This window comes from Larkinella sp. (genome assembly GCF_965227735.1).
GTDB lineage: Bacteria > Bacteroidota > Bacteroidia > Cytophagales > Spirosomataceae > Larkinella.
In genome coordinates, this window is the sequence record NZ_OZ245776.1 from 6,054,418 (window position 1) to 6,071,844 (window position 17,427).

General features: G+C 55.2%; 11 protein-coding genes. All 11 read left to right on the forward strand.

The window, feature by feature from the left end; all coding sequences use genetic code 11:
- Positions 1–118: 118 nt before the first annotated feature.
- The 11 genes from ACO064_RS23745 to ACO064_RS23795 all read left to right on the forward strand — a co-directional run bounded on the left by ACO064_RS23745 (position 119) and on the right by ACO064_RS23795 (position 17,416).
- Positions 119–1,762, forward strand: coding sequence for a polysaccharide lyase (locus ACO064_RS23745; RefSeq protein WP_421829687.1), 1,644 nt, complete (start codon positions 119–121; stop codon positions 1,760–1,762).
- A gap of 59 nt (positions 1,763–1,821) precedes the next feature.
- Entirely contained in the window at positions 1,822–4,956 is a 3,135-nt protein-coding gene (locus ACO064_RS23750) for a DUF6298 domain-containing protein (RefSeq protein ID WP_421829688.1), read from the forward strand.
- Positions 4,953–6,803, forward strand: a complete 1,851-nt coding sequence (locus ACO064_RS23755; protein WP_421829689.1) for a six-hairpin glycosidase — start codon at positions 4,953–4,955, stop codon at positions 6,801–6,803. Before ACO064_RS23750 ends, ACO064_RS23755 begins: the two co-directional genes overlap by 4 nt.
- A 161-nt stretch (positions 6,804–6,964) precedes the next feature.
- Positions 6,965–7,660 (forward strand): DUF3826 domain-containing protein, encoded by a 696-nt coding sequence (locus tag ACO064_RS23760; RefSeq protein ID WP_421829690.1) that lies wholly within the window; start codon positions 6,965–6,967, stop codon positions 7,658–7,660.
- Between the two features lie 158 nt (positions 7,661–7,818).
- Entirely contained in the window at positions 7,819–8,952 is a 1,134-nt protein-coding gene (locus tag ACO064_RS23765) for a sialidase family protein (RefSeq protein WP_421829691.1), read from the forward strand.
- A 13-nt stretch (positions 8,953–8,965) separates the two neighbouring features.
- Positions 8,966–10,114, forward strand: a complete 1,149-nt coding sequence (locus ACO064_RS23770) for an iron-containing alcohol dehydrogenase (RefSeq protein ID WP_421829692.1) — start codon at positions 8,966–8,968, stop codon at positions 10,112–10,114.
- 8 nt (positions 10,115–10,122) lie between these two features.
- Entirely contained in the window at positions 10,123–11,037 is a 915-nt protein-coding gene (locus ACO064_RS23775; protein WP_421829693.1) for a dihydrodipicolinate synthase family protein, read from the forward strand.
- Positions 11,038–11,195: 158 nt separating this feature from the next.
- On the forward strand, positions 11,196–12,251 hold the full coding sequence (pdxA, locus tag ACO064_RS23780; protein WP_421829694.1) for a 4-hydroxythreonine-4-phosphate dehydrogenase PdxA: 1,056 nt from the start codon (positions 11,196–11,198) through the stop codon (positions 12,249–12,251).
- 1 nt (position 12,252) lies between these two features.
- The gene (locus tag ACO064_RS23785; protein WP_421829695.1) at positions 12,253–13,389 is read left to right on the forward strand and encodes a four-carbon acid sugar kinase family protein; all 1,137 of its coding nucleotides are present in this window, start codon (positions 12,253–12,255) and stop codon (positions 13,387–13,389) included.
- A 16-nt stretch (positions 13,390–13,405) separates the two neighbouring features.
- The gene (locus ACO064_RS23790; protein WP_421829696.1) at positions 13,406–14,995 is read left to right on the forward strand and encodes a sodium:solute symporter; all 1,590 of its coding nucleotides are present in this window, start codon (positions 13,406–13,408) and stop codon (positions 14,993–14,995) included.
- Positions 14,996–15,376: 381 nt separating this feature from the next.
- Positions 15,377–17,416, forward strand: a complete 2,040-nt coding sequence (locus tag ACO064_RS23795) for an aceric acid hydrolase (protein WP_421829697.1) — start codon at positions 15,377–15,379, stop codon at positions 17,414–17,416.
- The last annotated feature ends 11 nt before the right edge of the window (positions 17,417–17,427 follow it).

Genomic DNA, 17,427 nt, shown 5'->3' on the forward strand with positions numbered 1-17,427 from the left:
TGGCTGGTTTTTTTAGCCTTATTTTGAGAATAGGTATAGCATGTAGCCATAGCGTATTCAAAATTCAGGCAAGGTTCTGTATTTGAATGCGATAACGGCCTGAAAGAAACCCTTTACCATGAAAAAGCGACTGATTCCGGTATTTGTTTTAGGTACACTGTTTTTCGGACAGCCACTGGTTTTCGCCCAATATCCTACCATTCCGGCGGATGTTCAAAAGCAAAGTGACGAATTGCTCAGGGAAGCCAACCGGCAATCCAATATCGCCTGGCAAAAAGCCCTGCCGATTATTGAGAAAGAAGCCAGAGAGGGAAAACCGTATATCCCCTGGGCCGCCCGACCCGTCGATTTGCCGCAAGCCAGCATCCCGGCTTTTCCGGGTGCCGAGGGCGGAGGAGCTTTCACGTTTGGCGGACGGGGCGGCAAGGTGTATGTGGTGACCAGCCTGGAAGATCAGGGTCCCGGCACGCTGCGGGACGCCTGTGAGCAGGGTGGAGCGCGAACCATCGTTTTCAACGTTGCCGGAATTATCAAGCTGAAAACACCCCTGATTATCAGAGCCCCGTATATTACGATTGCGGGCCAGACGGCACCGGGCGACGGCATTTGCGTGGCCGGCGAATCGGTCTGGATCAATACGCACGATGTCGTGATTCGGTACATGCGCTTCCGCCGGGGCGAAACCTACGTGGGGCGTCGCGACGATTCCATTGGCGGCAACCCGATCGGAAACATCATGATCGACCACGTTTCGGCCAGTTGGGGGCTCGACGAAAACATGTCGATGTACCGCCATATGTACAACGACAGCACCGGAAAAGCGGCAGAAGACAAACTGCCAACGGTCAACATCACCATTCAGAACTCGATTTTCTCCGAAGCCCTGGACACCTGGAACCACTCGTTTGGCAGCACGCTCGGGGGCGAAAATTGTACGTTCATGCGCAACCTCTGGGCCGATAATGCGGGACGGAATCCGTCGATTGGCTGGTATGGAATTTTTAACTTTGCCAACAACGTGATCTTCAACTGGGTGCATCGTTCCACCGACGGGGGCGACTACCGCGCGATGTACAACATGATCAACAACTACTATAAACCCGGCCCGCAAACGCCGAAGGATTCGCCCATCGCCCACCGGATTTTGAAACCCGAAGCGGGGCGGAGCAAACTGGGGTATCTGACCTTTGGCCGGGCGTATGTCAACGGAAATATTGTGGAAGGAAACGACAAGGTCACAAAAGACAACTGGGACGGCGGGGTTCAGGTGGAAGACCTGGCGAATGCCGGAAAATACACGGCCAGCATGAAATGGGACAAACCGCTTCCCATGCCCGAAATTACCCTGTTGCCGACGGCAAAAGCTTACGATTACGTGCTGGCCAACGCCGGAGCGACCCTGCCCAAACGCGACCCCGTCGATGTTCGGGTGGTGGAACAGGTCAGAACCGGCAAAATTACGTACAAAGAAGGCGTGAAACTGCCCGAAACGCAGTTTAAACACCGTCGGTTACCCATCGATTCCTACAAAAATGGCATCATTACCGACATCAGTCAGGTGGGCGGTTATCCTGAATACACCGGAAAACCGTACCTTGATACGGATAAAGACGGTATGCCGGACGAATGGGAAATCAAAAACGGCCTGAACCCGAAAGACGCGTCGGATGCCAGCCTGGACAAAAACAAGGATGGCTACACGAGCATTGAAGACTATTTGAATAGCGTCGTTCCGGTGCAGCAGGTACGGCCAAGAACGTAAAAATGCCCCCCAACCCCCTAAAGGGGCAAAATTTCAATACCGTGTTCAAACCCAGCCTTTTGATCGCCTTTCTTTCCCTTCTCTTCACCTTTGGGCGAACGGGGGCGGTGTATGCGCAGGGGTCGAAACCGGTTAAAAAGCAGCCGATTACACTGGGGCCACAAGGGCGCTTGGTTTACGAGGCTGACGAACGCGGAAACCGCCTTCCTGATTTTTCGTATTGCGGTTATCAGGCTGGCGGACAGGCTATTCCAAACATTGAAACAAAAGTCGCCGTACCGTTCCGAAAAGGCGATGCCACCCGACGCATTCAGGCTGCGATTGATTATGTTAGTGCCCTGCCGGTCAACACCGACGGTTTTCGTGGGGCGGTTTTGCTCGAAAAAGGCGTTCATGAAGTGTCGGGCCATTTGAAAATAACCGCTTCGGGCGTTGTGCTGCGCGGGAGTGGCACGGGAACTGGTGGAACGACGATTTTGGGAACGGGTTTCAGCCGCGATAACCTGCTGACGATTGCCGGGGAAAACGACCGTAAAACCGCCGAAACCGTGCCCATTACGGACGGCTACGTACCGGTCAACGCGCAGAAGATGAACGTTGAAAAACCGGCGGCTTTTAAGGTCGGCGACTTCGTACACATTCGACGCCCGTCCACCAAAGCGTGGATTCAGCAACTGGGAACGGATCATTTTGGGGGCGGCATTACGTCGCTGGGCTGGAAGCCGGGTCAACGCGATCTGGTTTGGGACCGGCAGATTACGGCGGTCAACGGCTCCGAACTTATCCTCGATGCGCCCCTGACCACGGCCCTGGATTCGGCGTTTGGCGGTGGAACGATCACCCGCTACACCTGGCCCGGGCGGATTGCGCAGTCGGGCGTCGAAAACCTGCAACTCATCTCCGCTTACGACAAAGCCAATCCGAAAGACGAGGATCACCGCTGGATGGCCATTGTCCTCGAGAACGTACAGGACGCCTGGGTGCGGCAGGTGGTTTTTCGGCATTTCGCCGGTTCCGCCGTCTTCGTTCAGGAAACCGCCAAACGCATTACCATCGAAGATTGCCAGTCGTTGGAACCGGTTTCAGAAATCGGGGGCGAAAGGCGGAATACGTTTCTGGTTCGGGGGCAACAGGTTCTGTGCCAGCGACTTTATGCCGAACACGGCTACCATGATTTTGCGGTCGGTTATTGCAGTGCCGGGCCGAATGCGTTTGTGCAGTGCGAGTCGCATTTGCCCTTCAGTTTCAGCGGGAGTGTCGATAGCTGGGCGTCGGGCGTGTTGTTCGATCTGGTCAATATTGATGGAAATGCGTTACGGTTTTCCAATCTGGGGCAGGACGGACAGGGCGCGGGCTGGAATGCCGCCAATAGCGTTTTCTGGCAATGTACAGCCGCCCGGGTGGAGTGCTACCAGCCGCCCACGGCCCAAAACTGGGCGTTTGGCACCTGGGCGCAGTTTGCCGGAGACGGTTTTTGGGATAGGTCGAACGAGCACATTCAGCCCCGCAGTCTGTACTACGCCCAACTCAAAGACCGGCTGGGCGACGGTGTTTTGGCAAGAACGATTCTGCTACCGGTCGAATCCGAAGCGTCCAGCAGTCCGAAGGTGGAAGTGGCCGCAGCCCTAACCAGACAAGCCGTGAATCCGGCTCCGACATTGTACGATTTTATCACGGCGGCCAGTCAACGGCAACCTATGCCGACGGCTACGAAAGCAGAGTCCATCGACGCCATTGGCCTACCGAAAGAAACTATTCTTGCGAAAGCCGAGCCGATGCAGATTCAGCAGGGAAAACTGGTTCGCGGCAGTACGTTGGTCGCTGGTCGGCGGCAGGAGGTGCCCTGGTGGAACGGCAGCGCGCGGCCCCACGGCCTGGCGAATGCCAAACCGCACATCACCCGCTTTGTGCCGGGCATGACGGGCCGTGGTCTGACGGATGATCTGGCGGTTATGACGGATTCGATGAAGGCTGACCATATCGTGGCCATTGATCACAATTACGGACTTTGGTACGACCGTCGGCGCGACGATCACGAACGCATTCGGCGGATGGACGGCGAGGTGTGGGCGCCTTTCTACGAACTGCCGTTTGCCCGCAGCGGCAAAGAAACCGCCTGGGATGGACTCAGTAAATACGATTTGACGAAATACAACCGCTGGTACTGGAGCCGACTGAAGCAGTTTGCCGATCTGGCCGATCAGAAAGGACTGACGCTGATTCATGAGAACTATTTCCAGCACAACATCATCGAAGCGGGCGCGCACTACGCCGATTTTCCCTGGCGACCCGTCAACAACATCAACCAGACCGGTTTTCCGGAACCGGTTCCGTATGCGGGTGACAAACGGATTTTTATGGCCGAACAGTTTTACGACGTTTCGCACCCCGTTCGGCGGGCCTTGCACCGGGCCTACATTCGCCAATGCCTGAACAATTTCGTGGGCCATTCGGGGGTTATTCAGCTCATCGGGGCCGAATTTACCGGGCCGTTGTCGTTTGTGCAGTTCTGGATCGATACCATCAGTGAATGGGAAAAGGAAACCGGCCAGAAAGCCGTTGTCGGTTTGAGCACGACCAAAGACGTGCAGGACGCGGTTCTGGCGGATGCCAAACGAGCGTCGGTGATTGATCTGGTGGACATCCGGTACTGGCATTACCAGGCCGACGGGACGGTTTATGCCCCCGCTGGCGGTCAGAATCTGGCCCCCCGGCAACACGCCCGCTTGCTGCATCCGAAGAAAAGTTCGTTCGAGCAGGTCTACCGGGCGGTGCGGGACTACCGCCGGAAATTTCCGGAAAAAGCCGTCACCTACGCGGCCGACAATGCCGATGCCCTGGCCTGGGCGGTTTTGCTGGCGGGCGGCTCCATGCCCAATCTTCCGGTGGTGGCCGACCCGCAGTTTCTGGCGGATGTCGCTCAGATGCAACCTGTTGACGTACCGCAGAAACCGGCCAGTCAGTGGGCGATGGGCAACGAAAAAACCGGCTATATCCTCTATACCGAATCGGCGGGGGCGGTTCAGCTCGACCTGACCAAAGCCGCCGGTTCTTTCTCAGTGCATTCCATACACCCGAAAACCGGTCAGATCGTGAAATCAAAAGAGGTGATTAAGGGGGGAAGCGTGGTCAGTCTGAGTAAAATGACGGAAGGCACGGAAGTGATCTGGGTTAAAAAGAACAAGGGATTATGAATAGAAAACGACTGCTGGTATGGCTATTTTCCCTGGCCCTGCACCCGATTTTCGCGCAGGACACGGTGCGCTATGTGGGGCAAACGCTTTCCAACGTCGATTATCACCACGGGCAGTTGAGTCCGGCGGTGGGCGTGCATAACATCCAGGTGTTTCGGGCCAACCGCGAGCACCCGGAGCTGGCCGGTGGCATCCACTGGACCTACAACCACGCGCCGATGCTGGCCTACTGGAACAACACGTTTTACCTGCAATACCTCAGCAATCCGGTGGGCGAACACGAGCCGCCGGGCCAAACGCTGCTGCTGACCTCGAAAGACGGTGTAACCTGGACGAAACCCACTATTCTTTTTCCACCGTATAAACTGCCGGATGGCTGGAAAAAACCGGGTCGGCCCGAGGTGGCGAAAGACCTGTATGCGGTGATGCACCAGCGCATGGGCTTTTTTGTGGCGAAAAACAAACGGCTGCTGACCCTGGCTTTTTACGGCATCGTAATGGGGCCGAAAGACGATCCGAACGACGGCAACGGCATTGGCCGCGTGGTCCGCGAAATCTACGCCGATGGGAAATTTGGCCCGATTTATTTCATCCGGAACAATGCGTCCTGGGACAAAAGCAAATCAGCTTACCCGTTCTACACCAGCTCGAAGGATAAAGGGTTTGTGGAAGCTTGTAACGAGCTGCTGGCCAACACGCTGATGATGCAGCAATGGGTCGAAGAAGCCGATCGCAACGACCCGCTGGTTACGCTCAAAAAAGAAGTGAAAGCCTTCAGTTATTACCATTTGCCGGACAAGCGCGTCGTGGGTTTGTGGAAACACGCCCTGACGACAATCAGCCCGGATGAGGGCAAAACCTGGTTGTATAACCCGCTTCGGGCACCCGGTTTTGTGAACAGCAACGCCAAAATCTGGGGGCAGAGAACGGCGGACGGGCAGTACGCGACGGTGTACAATCCCTCGGAATTCCGCTGGCCGTTGGCGGTTTCGACCAGCAAAGACGGACTGAACTACACCAATCTGCTGCTGGTGAACGGCGAAATCTCGACCATGCGCTACGGCGGAGCCTACAAGTCGTATGGGCCTCAGTATGTTCGGGGCATTGAGGAAGGCAACGGCACCCCGCCCGACGGCCATCTGTGGGTAACCTACAGCATGAACAAGGAGGACATCTGGGTATCGAAAATACCGGTGCCGATCACCGACCAGGTGACGACACACCCCAATGAAATCTTCGCCCAATTGCCGGCTGGTGACGAACTGAAATTCTGGAATCTCTACAGCCCGGTTTTCGCATCGGCTAAAATAGAGCCCGTGGACGGAAGTAAAGCGCTGGTTTTGCGGGACAAAGATCCGTTTGATTACGCCAAAGCCGAGCGCGTGATTCCCGAATCGAAGAAGCTGGCGGTCGAGTTTACGGTGGTGCCGCAGCAGGCTGACAGAGGCAGTTTGCAGATTGAATTTCAGGATGCCAAAGGCAATGCCGCCGTTCGCTTGCTGTTTGATGCCGACGGTTTTTTCAAAGCCAAAGTCGGTTACCGCGATTCGCAGATTCAGCAATACGAAGCCGGAAAACCGGTGGCGGTGCGCATCGAACTGGACCGCGACAAGCGGATGTTTGTGGCCTTTGTCAACGGCCAGCCGAAAGGAAACCGCCTGTTTTTTGCGCCGGTCGCTTCGTTTCAGCGGGTCGTTTTCCGAACCGGTGGCGTGCGTCGTTTCCCGGATGCCGACACGCCGACTGATCAGGATTTTGATGTGCCCAGAGCGGGCGAGCTGGAACCGGAAGCGGTTTTTATACTCAAAACCTTTAAAACGAGTGCGTTGCAAAGCCGGAGTGAATGACTGGAATGATATCGTTGTAAAATGCTTAATTGTTCCAATCGAAAAACCCAGCCCACGGACGGTTCGCCGTTGCGATTTAACCGTGGGACACCAAAAAACCGAAAGACGTACAAAAAACCGTTTCAACGGTTTCAACCGCCTGAATTAACCAAAAGCAGACCATGAAAAAGAAGCTAAAATTCTGCCTTCTAGCCTTCGTTGTCAGTACGACCTTACCAGCGTTCGGCCAGGAACAACCCGCCAAACCAGCGGTTTCCGTGGCGGATGCGAAGGCGAAATCCGACACTGAGCAGGAAAAGAAAGCCGCCGAATGGGTTGCGTCCCTGATCCTGAACGACGCGGAAAAGGAAAACCGGCTGACCAGGGTCGTGGCAACTCATTTAAAAGCCGTCCGCGACTGGCACAATGCGCATCCGTTCAGCACGGTTCCGGCGGGCATCAATCCGGTAACCGGAAATCCGCTCTCCGAACTGGATCGACAACTCATTGCCGATTCGGCCATGCCCGAAACCGTTCACCAGAACCTGATGAGCGGTTTGCAAAAGGACCTGGACAAGAATCAGGTAGCGGCTATTCTGGATAAATACACCGTTGGAAAAGTGGCCTTTACGATGAAAGGTTACCGGGCCATTGTGCCGAACCTCACCGAAAAGGAAGAAGCAACGCTGCTGGGATTTATGGAACAGGCCCGCGAACAGGCCGTCGATTACAAAAGCATAAAGGAAATCTCGGCCATTTTCGAGATATACAAAACCAAATCCGAGCAGTATCTCAACGCCAACGGCCGAAACTGGCGGGAAATGTATAACAACTATACCGCCATATTGAAAGCCCAAAAAGCAGCCGGGAAAAAGTAAACGGTTGCTGGAGTGTTGGTCGGGATTTGCTGTAAAACATCTGATTATTGCCCCTAATATTTGCCCCTAAATCCCCTAAAGGGGACTTTCTGAATCTGGATGTTGCTGCGTCCAAGTCCCCTTTAGGGGATTTAGGGGCAAATAGACGTAATTTTAAAATGATCAAAAATAGCTTATATCCCATCCTGTTGGCCACCCTGACTCTGTTCAGTCCGGCGGTTGCGCAACTCACCAAATGGCAGTCGGGGCTGCTGGTCGATGAATTTGTGGTTGAAAAACCGCCTTTCCCGGAGAGCCACGCGGCCACCATCGCCGAAACCCCAACCGGTTTGGTGTCGGCCTGGTTTGGCGGCACCAAAGAGCGGAACCCGGATGTGTGCATCTGGGTGAGTCGGCAGGAAAAAGGCAAGTGGCTGGCTCCGCAGAACGTGGCCAACGGCATTGTAAACGACTCGCTCCGGTATGCCTGCTGGAACCCGGTTTTGTACCAGATTCCGAAAGGCGATCTGATGCTGTTTTACAAAATCGGTCCCAGCCCGTCCAGGTGGAAAGGCTGGCTCAAAACCTCGTCAGACGGCGGGTGTACGTGGTCTGCCGCCAAACCGCTGCCCGACGGCTTCATCGGGCCGGTCAAAAACAAGCCGGTTTTGCTCGCCAACGGCAACCTGGTTTGCCCCACCAGCACCGAAGGCGACGGCTGGAAGCTGCACTTTGAAGTGACACCGGATTTTGGCAAAACCTGGCGAAAAGTCGGACCGATCAGCGATGGCAAAACCCTGAACGCGATTCAGCCCAGCATTCTGGTCTACGGCAACGGCAAACTTCAGATTCTGGCCCGAAGCAAAGACCGCGCCCTCGTGGAATCCTGGTCGACCGACAACGGCGAAACCTGGTCACCCCTGTCCAAAACGGCCCTGCCCAACAACAACTCGGGTACCGACGCCGTCACGCTGAAAGACGGTCGGCAGGTGCTGGTGTATAACCACGTGCTGCCTCCCGGCGATCTGGCGAAAGGCCCCCGGACGCCCTTGAATCTGGCGGTTTCGAACGACGGCAAAAGCTGGTCGGCCGCCGTAATTCTGGAAGATTCACCCATCAGCCAGTATTCGTATCCCTCGGTAATTCAAACGGGCGACGGGCTGATTCACGTGATTTACACCTGGCGTCGGCAGAAGATCAAACACGCGGTGATCGATCCGGCCAAAATGAAAGCAATCCCGATTGAAAATGGCGTCTGGCCCGCGCTGGAGGGATATGCCGCACCCGTCGCAAAAGAGAATACGAAAGAGTAGCAACCTGGAACGAATGACGCAGGAATTAACCATACACTTTCCCGGAAAACTGGTTTTTGGCAGAGGTTCGCTGGGAAATCTGGCCGGTGAGGTAATTCAGTTATCACCCCGCAACGTATTGCTGATCACAATTGCCCCGCTGTTGGGTGCGCTTAAAAATCTGGTGAACATGCTGGATTCCAGCCAGATAGCTGTGAGAATTGACACCAGTATTGTACAGGAGCCGTCGTTTGCGGATTTCGAGATGCTGATGAAAACCGCATCGCCGTTCAATCCCGATGTGGTGCTGGGCATTGGTGGCGGCAGCGTGCTGGATGTGGCCAAACTGGTGGCGGCTCAACTGGAAAATGACCAGACGCTCCCGGACATGCTCGGCATCGGCAACCTGAGCGGGCGACGGAAGAAACTGATCTGCGTTCCGGCCACCTCGGGAACGGGCAGTGAGGTTTCTCCCAACGCGATTTTGGTGGACGATGCGGATAACCAGAAAAAAGGCATCATCAGCCCGTTTCTGGTGCCGGACATTGTCTACGTCGATCCGCTGCTGACGCTGAGCATTCCACCAGCAATCACGGCGGCCACCGGCATCGACGCGTTGACGCACTGTCTGGAAGCCTATACGAATCGCTTTGCGCAGCCGTTCATCGACCTCTACGCGTTTGAAGGGATGCGCCTGATTGCCGCCAACATCGTTCAGGCCGTGAAAAACGGCGCGGACGAAGAAGCCCGGACGCAGGTGGCGATGGGGAGTTTGCTGGGCGGTTTTTGCCTGGGCCCGGTGAATACCGCTGGCGTTCATGCGCTGAGTTATCCGCTCGGTAGCCAGTTTCATTTGGCACATGGTCTTTCCAACGCGCTTTTGTTGCCTTACGTCATGGAATTCAATACGCCCGCTGCGGTTTCGCGGTATGCGCAGGTGGCCCTGGCGCTGGGGTGTGAGCGGGGGCGGGATGAAGCCGAAACGGCCGCGAACGGGGTTCAGAAAATAAAAGAATTAAATCGGGAATGCGGGATTCCGGCCCGGTTGCGGGATGTTGGGATTCCCGAAAAAGCCCTTCCGCAACTGGCGGACGATGCGTTGAAAATAACCCGCTTACTGAAAAATAACCCGCGGGAGATCACCCGCGCGGATGCGATTGCGATCTATACTGCCGCTTATTAGCTATGAGCATGAAAAAGAAATACCGGGGTGTGGTGGTTCCGTTGGTGACGCCCCTGACCGAATCCTACCGGCTGGATGAAGCGGCTGTCGAGAAAATGCTGGCGAACCTGCGGGCCAATGCCTGCATGCCGTTTGTGCTGGGAACCACGGGCGAAGCGACTTCCCTGCCGGCATCGGTGAAAAAAGCCTACGTCAGGGCTGCGGCCCGGCTGAAGACGTCCGATACGGTTTTGTACGCGGGCATTTCGTCCAATTGCCTGGAGGAATCGGTCGACTTTGCCAACTATTGTTTCGATCTGGGCGTCGATGCGGTGGCGGCCACGTTGCCCTGCTATTACACCTTGACCGACGACCAGATGAAACGGTATTTCGAGCAGTTGGCCGATCAGCTCAACGGGCCGCTGATCATGTATAACATCCTGGCTACCACACGGATGTCGATTCCGATTGCGGCTGTGGAGGAATTGAGCTACCACCCGAATATAGTCGGGATTAAGGATTCGGAACGGAATGCCGACCGCCTGGCCGAATCCCTGGCGTTGTGGGCGGGTCGTCCGGATTTTAGCCATTTCATGGGTTGGGCGGCCCGGTCGGCGGATGCTTTGCTGGCGGGGAGCGACGGACTCGTGCCGAGCACGGGCAATCTGTTGCCGGGCATTTACCGCGACATGCTAAACGCGGTTCAGGCGGGCGATGCAGAAAAGGCGCAGTATTACCAGAACCAATCCGATGTGTTCGGCCATCTTTACCAGGGCGGTCGCACGCTGGGCGAGTCGTTATGGGCACTGAAAGTGCTGATGCAGGAATACGGTTTGTGCGGAACCACCGTGATGCCGCCGTTGCAGGCCCTTTCCGAAGCCGAAGAAAACCGGTTGAAAGTGGCGCTGGCCGAGGTGCTGGTGAAAGAGGAGATACAGCTTTAACGGATTACGGTTTTCAGTTTACGGTATTCGGTTTACGGTATTCGGTTTACGGTGGCTGACGCAAGAAAGCTAATGCGTCAGCCACCGTAAACCGAATACTGAAAACCGAAAACCGTAATCCGAAAACCTACTACCGTAAACCCCAAAAAACAGAACCAATGAGCATAGACTCCAAACCAATCATCGGCATTACGATGGGTGACCCGGCGAGTATTGGCCCCGAAATAGCGGTCAAGGCGCTGTTGAACCCGGTTCTGTATGAAATCTGCCGTCCCCTTCTGGTGGGTGACGCCCGGGTTTTTGAAGACATCGCTTCCCGGTTAAAGCTGAATGCGGTTATGCACCGGGTTGCCTCCGTTCAGGATGCCACATTCCGGCTGGGAACGATCGATGTCTATGATCTGGCGAATGTGGATCTGGCGGCCCTGCGATTCGGCGAAATCTCGGCGATGGCGGGGGAAGCCGCCTTTGCTTCGGTAAAAACCGTGATCGATCTGGCGCTGGCCAATGAAATCGACGCGACGGTGACCGGTCCGATCAACAAAAAGTCGATCAACGAAGCCGGGCACCACTTTGCGGGTCATACCGAAATCTACGCCCATTTTACCCATACGAAGAAATACGGCATGTTGCTGGTCGAGGACAACCTGAAAGTGATTCACGTGTCGACGCACGTGTCGTTGCGGCAGGCCTGTGATCTGGTCAAGAAAGACCGGATTCTGGAAGTTATTGAGCTGTTACACAACGGCCTGATTTCGCTGGGCGAAACGAATCTGAAACTGGGCGTTGCGGGTCTGAATCCCCACGCCGGTGATTCGGGCCTGTTCGGAACGGAAGACGACGAGGAGATTCTCCCCGCCGTTGAAGAAGCCAAACGACGCGGTTTCGACGTGGAGGGCCCGGTTCCGGCCGACACGCTGTTTTCCAAAGCGGCCACGGGCTATTACGGGGGCGTTGTGGCAATGTACCACGATCAGGGCCACATTCCGTTCAAACTGACCGGTTTTCAGTGGAATGCGGCTAAAAAGCAGATGGATAGCGTCAAAGGCGTTAACATTACGATGGGATTGCCCATCATTCGCACCTCGGTGGATCACGGAACGGCGTTTGAAATTGCCGGCAAGGGCGTGGCGAGTCCGGATGCAATGGTGTTAGCGATTGAGTCGGCGGTGCAACTGGCGAAAAACCGGCGGAAGAATTTGCAGCCCGCGTAAGATGATCGCCGTCATTGCCGATGATTTAACGGGGGCCGCCGAACTGGGCGGAATTGGCCTGGCGTATGGGTTGGAGGTCGAACTGGCGATGTCGGTCAATCCGCAATCGAAAGCCGATTTGCTCGTTATTTCTACCGACGCCCGCTCGGTTTCGGAACCGGAAGCGGTGCGGAAAATGACCGAAGTCAGCCGGGTTTTGCGGAAAATGAAACCGGTACTGATTTATAAAAAGATCGATTCGGTCCTGCGGGGGCATATTCTTGCGGAAACTCGCGCACAGTTGAAGGTGCTGGGTTTGACGAAAGCCCTGCTCGTTCCGGCAAATCCGGCGCTGGGACGAACGCTGGTCGATGGACAGTATTTCGTTCATGGAAAACCGCTCCACCAGACGCATTTCGCCCCTGATCCGGAGTTCCCGGTGACGGATTCCGACGTTTTGAAGCGGTTTAAGACCACGAATGAACCGGTTTTTGTCCGAAATCATTCGGATGCGTTACCGGATCGGGGCGTTGTTTTTGGGAACGTTGCAACCCTGCCGGATTTACAGGCTTGGGTCGAACGGATTGATCACCAGACCTTACCGGGGGGCGGTTCCGGCTTTTTTACGGCCCTTCTGGATTCGCGGTTTCCACCGAAACGGGAAATGGAAACGCCGGTTGCGCTGGGCAACACCCGCCTGTACGTCTGCGGTAGTGCGTTTAAAGAGAGTGTGGATTGGGTGAAGAAAGCCGTAAATTCCGGGTATTCCGTGCAGTATATGCCAAAAGATATGATGCAACCCGGCGCGTTAGAATCAAATCGGTGGGCGACGGAAGTGGTGTCGAGCCTTCAACAGCGAAAGCCGGTCATTATGGCCATCGACCCCGTCTGGGTGGCGAATTCATCTGCGATTCAGTTGCGAACCGTCATGGCAAAAACCGTCCGGGACGTGCTGAACCGGACTCCCGTTGACGAGCTGATCATCGAAGGTGGTTCCACGGCGTCGGCGGTTTTGCGGGAAATCGGCGTTACGCGGCTGGCCCCGGTTCAGGAACTGGCGACGGGCGTGGTTCGGAGCAAAGCCATTGAAAAACCAGCATTGTACATTACCGTAAAACCGGGAAGCTATCGCTGGCCCCCGGAATTGGAACTGTTTTGATAAATTCCTGAACCGAATGCCAAATCCGACCTTAAGCATACTTGATTATTTGATCATCGGTGCGGTATTGCTGATCAACCTGTATTTCGGGTTGCGGTATGCCCGGAATCAGCGTACGACGGAAACGTATTTTGCCGCCAAAGGCCGGGTTCCCGCCTGGGCCATCGGCATGTCGTTGCTGGCGACGCTCATCAGCAGCGTTACCTTCCTGGGCTATCCGAGCGAAGGTTTTTCGTCGAACTGGATTTTGCTGGTGCAGGGCCTGATGGTGCCCATCGTGTTGCTCGGAACCATCTGGTTCATCGTGCCGCTGTACCGCAAAGTGATCGGCCTCAGCACCTACGAATACTTCGAAAAACGCTTCGGTACGTTTGCCCGCTACTACAGTTCCATCGCCTTCGTTCTCCGGCAGTTTTCGTCGATGGGAACGGTTTTTTTCCTGCTGGCGGTCGCGCTGACCAACATGACCGGCGTCGATACGTTCTACATCATCATCGTCGTCGGGCTGATCATCATCGCCGTCAATCTGTTGGGCGGCATCGAAGCCGTGATCTGGCTGGATGTGTTTCAGGGTTTTATGCTGTTTGCCAGCGGTATTCTCTGCGTAACCGTCATCCTGTTTTCCGTCAAAGGCGGTTTTTCCGAAGTCATCGACGTGGCCTCCGCCAACGGCCGAACCGGTTTTGGCCCGTACGATCTGGATTTGACGAAGCTGACGTTTTTTGTCATGGTCATCAACGGCATGTTCTACGCGATCCAGAAATACGGTACCGACCAAACCGTTGTGCAGCGTTACCTGACGGCCAAAACCGACAAAGCCGCCATTAAAGCGTCGATTCTGGGCATCTCGCTCACGGTGCCGGTCTGGGCGCTGTTTATGTTCATCGGAACGGCCCTGTTTGTCTATTATAAACAGCAACCGCTGCCCGCGTCTATCCGCGCCGATGCGGTTTTTCCGTATTTCATCATGACCCAATTTCCGACGGGCGTGGTGGGCTTCATTCTGGCTGCCATGATTTCGGCCGCTATTTGTAGCCTCAGTGCCGATCTGAACTCACTGGCGGCTGTCGGGCTGGAAGATTTCTACAAAAAATCCCGCCCGGCCCGGCCCGACGCCGAATACCTGACCGTTAGCAAAGCCATTGTGGTGGCTTCGGGTCTGACGGCGATCCTGATTGGAGCCTTCTACCTGCGGGCTGGGAATGAGGGCGTTCTGGGGATTGTCTTCACGCTCTACGCCATTTTTTCGGGCGGCATTGTCGGTATTTTTCTGCTGGGGATTTTCAGTGCGCGCGCCAACCGGCAGGGCGTCAACATCGCCATTGTGGTGTGCATTCTGTTCACGGCCTACGCATTTCTAACCTCCACCAAAATTGGTTACGGCGACGATAAAACGCTTTTGCTCGACTTGGGAAGCTACAATTTTACGCACCATAAACTGATGCTGGGCGTCTACAGTCACCTGGTGGTCGTTGGCGTCGGCTACATCGCCAGCCTGTTTTTTCCGAAACCGACCCTGGATAAAAACCTTTTGTACAGCGGCTGGCGGGATTCGAAAATGGCGACCGTCAACGAGAGGTCGACGGGAAATACGGTCTTGTTTTAAATGTCCGAAATGACGAAAAATCACAATGCCGGGTACGAGCCGGTTTGAAATAGCCCACGGTTTTAACCGTGGGGAAATAATATTGGGGCCGTTGTTGAAACCGTTTTAACGGTTTTCAGGATCTCAAAACCGTTAAAACGGTTTCAACAACGGCCCGGTTTTTCCCGCGATCCCACGGTTTAAACCGTGGGCTACAAAATGGATCATCCCTACGGGATTTTCATTCCCATAATCCCGTAGGGATGATCCATTTTGTAGCGGTGGGTTTTAACCCGCCGAAGTTCGGGGAAGATCGAATGTCCCATAATCCCGTAGGGATGATCCATTTTGTAGCGGTGGGTTTTAGCCCGTCTGTGTTTTTAATTTTGTAATTATTAACCGATGAAATTAACGCATTTTTTTTTAACCCAAACGTTTACCGGCTTCACGGTCGCACTCATTAGCCTCACCACCCACGCCCAGCCGAACGCGCTGGTCAATACGGCACAGAGCCGGTTTGTTCGCTTACAGGGCGTCAACCTGAATGAAGTGAGCTGGACCACCGGTTTCTGGGCCGACCGCTTTCAGGTATGCCGAGACTCGATGGTGCCGCAACTCTGGAAAACCTATACCGATCCGAACCTCAGCCATTCCTACGAGAACTTTCGGATTGCCGCCGGACTGGCGTCGGGGAATTTCAAAGGGCCGTCGTTTCACGATGGGGATTTCTACAAAACGCTGGAATCGCTGGCTGGGATGTACGCGATTACCAGGGACAAAAAGCTCGATGTGTTGATGGATGAGGCCATTGCGGTCATCGGCAAGGCGCAAACGCCCGACGGGTATATTTACACCAAAGCCATCATCCAGCAGAAAAAAAACGGTGAGAAAAAGATGTTTGAAGAGAAGCTGAGTTTTGAGGCTTATAACTTCGGACACCTGATGACGGCGGCCTGTGTGCATTACCGCGCCACGGGAAAAACTGCCCTGCTCGACATCGCCAAAAAAGCGACGAATTTCCTGATCGGTTTTTACAACAACGCCAGCCCCGAACAGGCTCGGAACGCCATTTGTCCGTCGCATTACATGGGCATCATCGAGATGTATCGCACCACCCGCGAACCCGCCTATCTGGCACTCGCGCAAAAACTCATCGACATTCGGGGTCTGTCGGAAGGAACGGATGACAATTCCGACCGGGTGCCGTTCCGGAAAATGACCAAGGTGATCGGTCACGCCGTTCGGGCCAACTACCTCTTTGCCGGAGCCGCCGACGTCTTTGCCGAAACCGGCGACAGCACGCTGTTGTCTACCCTGGATCTGATGTGGGACGATGTAATCAACCACAAAATGTACGTTACCGGTGGCTGCGGGGCCTTATATGATGGCGTGTCGCCCGAAGGCACTTCCTACAAACCCGATACGGTGCAGAAAGTCCACCAATCCTACGGCAAAGCCTACCAGTTGCCCAACCATTCGGCCCACAACGAAACCTGCGCCAACATCGGCAATCTGCTCTGGAATTACCGGATGCTGCAAATTACCGGACAGGCCAAATACGCCGACGTGATGGAACTGGAATTGTACAACGGCATCCTGTCGGGCATCAGCCTGGACGGCAACAAATTTTTCTACACCAATCCGTTGAGCGCTTCCGACGATTATCCGTATGCCCTGCGGTGGATGGGTGGTCGCCAGCGGTACATCAGCAAGTCGAACTGCTGCCCGCCCAATACCGTTCGGACGCTGGCCGAAGTGAGTAGCTATGCGTATAGCGTGTCGGATAAAGGCTTGTGGGTGAACTTGTTCGGTGCCAACCAACTGGAGACGACGCTGAAAGATGGCTCGGCGATTCGGCTGACGCAGGAAACCGTTTATCCGTGGGATGGCCTGATCAAACTCCGGTTGCAACAGGCTCCGGCGAAACCGTTCTCGGTCTTTGTCCGAATTCCGGGCTGGTGTCAGGGCGCGACGATCAGGGTGAATGGTGTGGTGGTTTCGGCCGTGATCCGATCCGGCGAATACGCCGAACTGAACCGCACCTGGAAAACGGGCGACAAGATCGAAATCAACCTGCCGATGCCGGTGAAACTGATCGAAGCGAACCCGCTGGTGGAGGAAACCCGCAATCAGGTGGCCGTCAAGCGCGGGCCGGTGGTTTATTGCCTGGAGTCGGTCGATAATCCGGGCACCAAACTGACCACGCTGGCGCTTTCCGCTAAAAACAACCTGAAACCGAAGCTAATGACCCTTGAAAACACCGAACTGATGGCGCTGGAAGGTACAGCGCAACAGACGGAAAACCGATCCTGGACAAACCAGTTATACCGGGAAGTGTCGGAAAAAGCACCGGTTGCCAAAACCGTTCGGCTGATTCCGTATTATGCCTGGAGCAACCGGGGCCATTCCGAAATGACCGTCTGGATTCCGTTGATTCGGTGAAAATTGCCCCC

What these genes read in the sequence shown, in the direction of transcription:
- ACO064_RS23760 (WP_421829690.1), top strand. Translation starts at nt 6,965, where the DNA reads ATGAAAAAGAAGCTAAAATTCTGCCTTCTAGCCTTCGTTGTCAGTACG.
- pdxA (WP_421829694.1), top strand. Translation starts at nt 11,196, where the DNA reads ATGAGCATAGACTCCAAACCAATCATCGGCATTACGATGGGTGACCCG.
- ACO064_RS23765 (WP_421829691.1), top strand. Translation starts at nt 7,819, where the DNA reads ATGATCAAAAATAGCTTATATCCCATCCTGTTGGCCACCCTGACTCTG.
- ACO064_RS23785 (WP_421829695.1), top strand. Translation starts at nt 12,253, where the DNA reads ATGATCGCCGTCATTGCCGATGATTTAACGGGGGCCGCCGAACTGGGC.
- ACO064_RS23795 (WP_421829697.1), top strand. Translation starts at nt 15,377, where the DNA reads ATGAAATTAACGCATTTTTTTTTAACCCAAACGTTTACCGGCTTCACG.
- ACO064_RS23770 (WP_421829692.1), top strand. Translation starts at nt 8,966, where the DNA reads ATGACGCAGGAATTAACCATACACTTTCCCGGAAAACTGGTTTTTGGC.
- ACO064_RS23755 (WP_421829689.1), top strand. Translation starts at nt 4,953, where the DNA reads ATGAATAGAAAACGACTGCTGGTATGGCTATTTTCCCTGGCCCTGCAC.
- ACO064_RS23775 (WP_421829693.1), top strand. Translation starts at nt 10,123, where the DNA reads ATGAAAAAGAAATACCGGGGTGTGGTGGTTCCGTTGGTGACGCCCCTG.
- ACO064_RS23745 (WP_421829687.1), top strand. Translation starts at nt 119, where the DNA reads ATGAAAAAGCGACTGATTCCGGTATTTGTTTTAGGTACACTGTTTTTC.
- ACO064_RS23790 (WP_421829696.1), top strand. Translation starts at nt 13,406, where the DNA reads ATGCCAAATCCGACCTTAAGCATACTTGATTATTTGATCATCGGTGCG.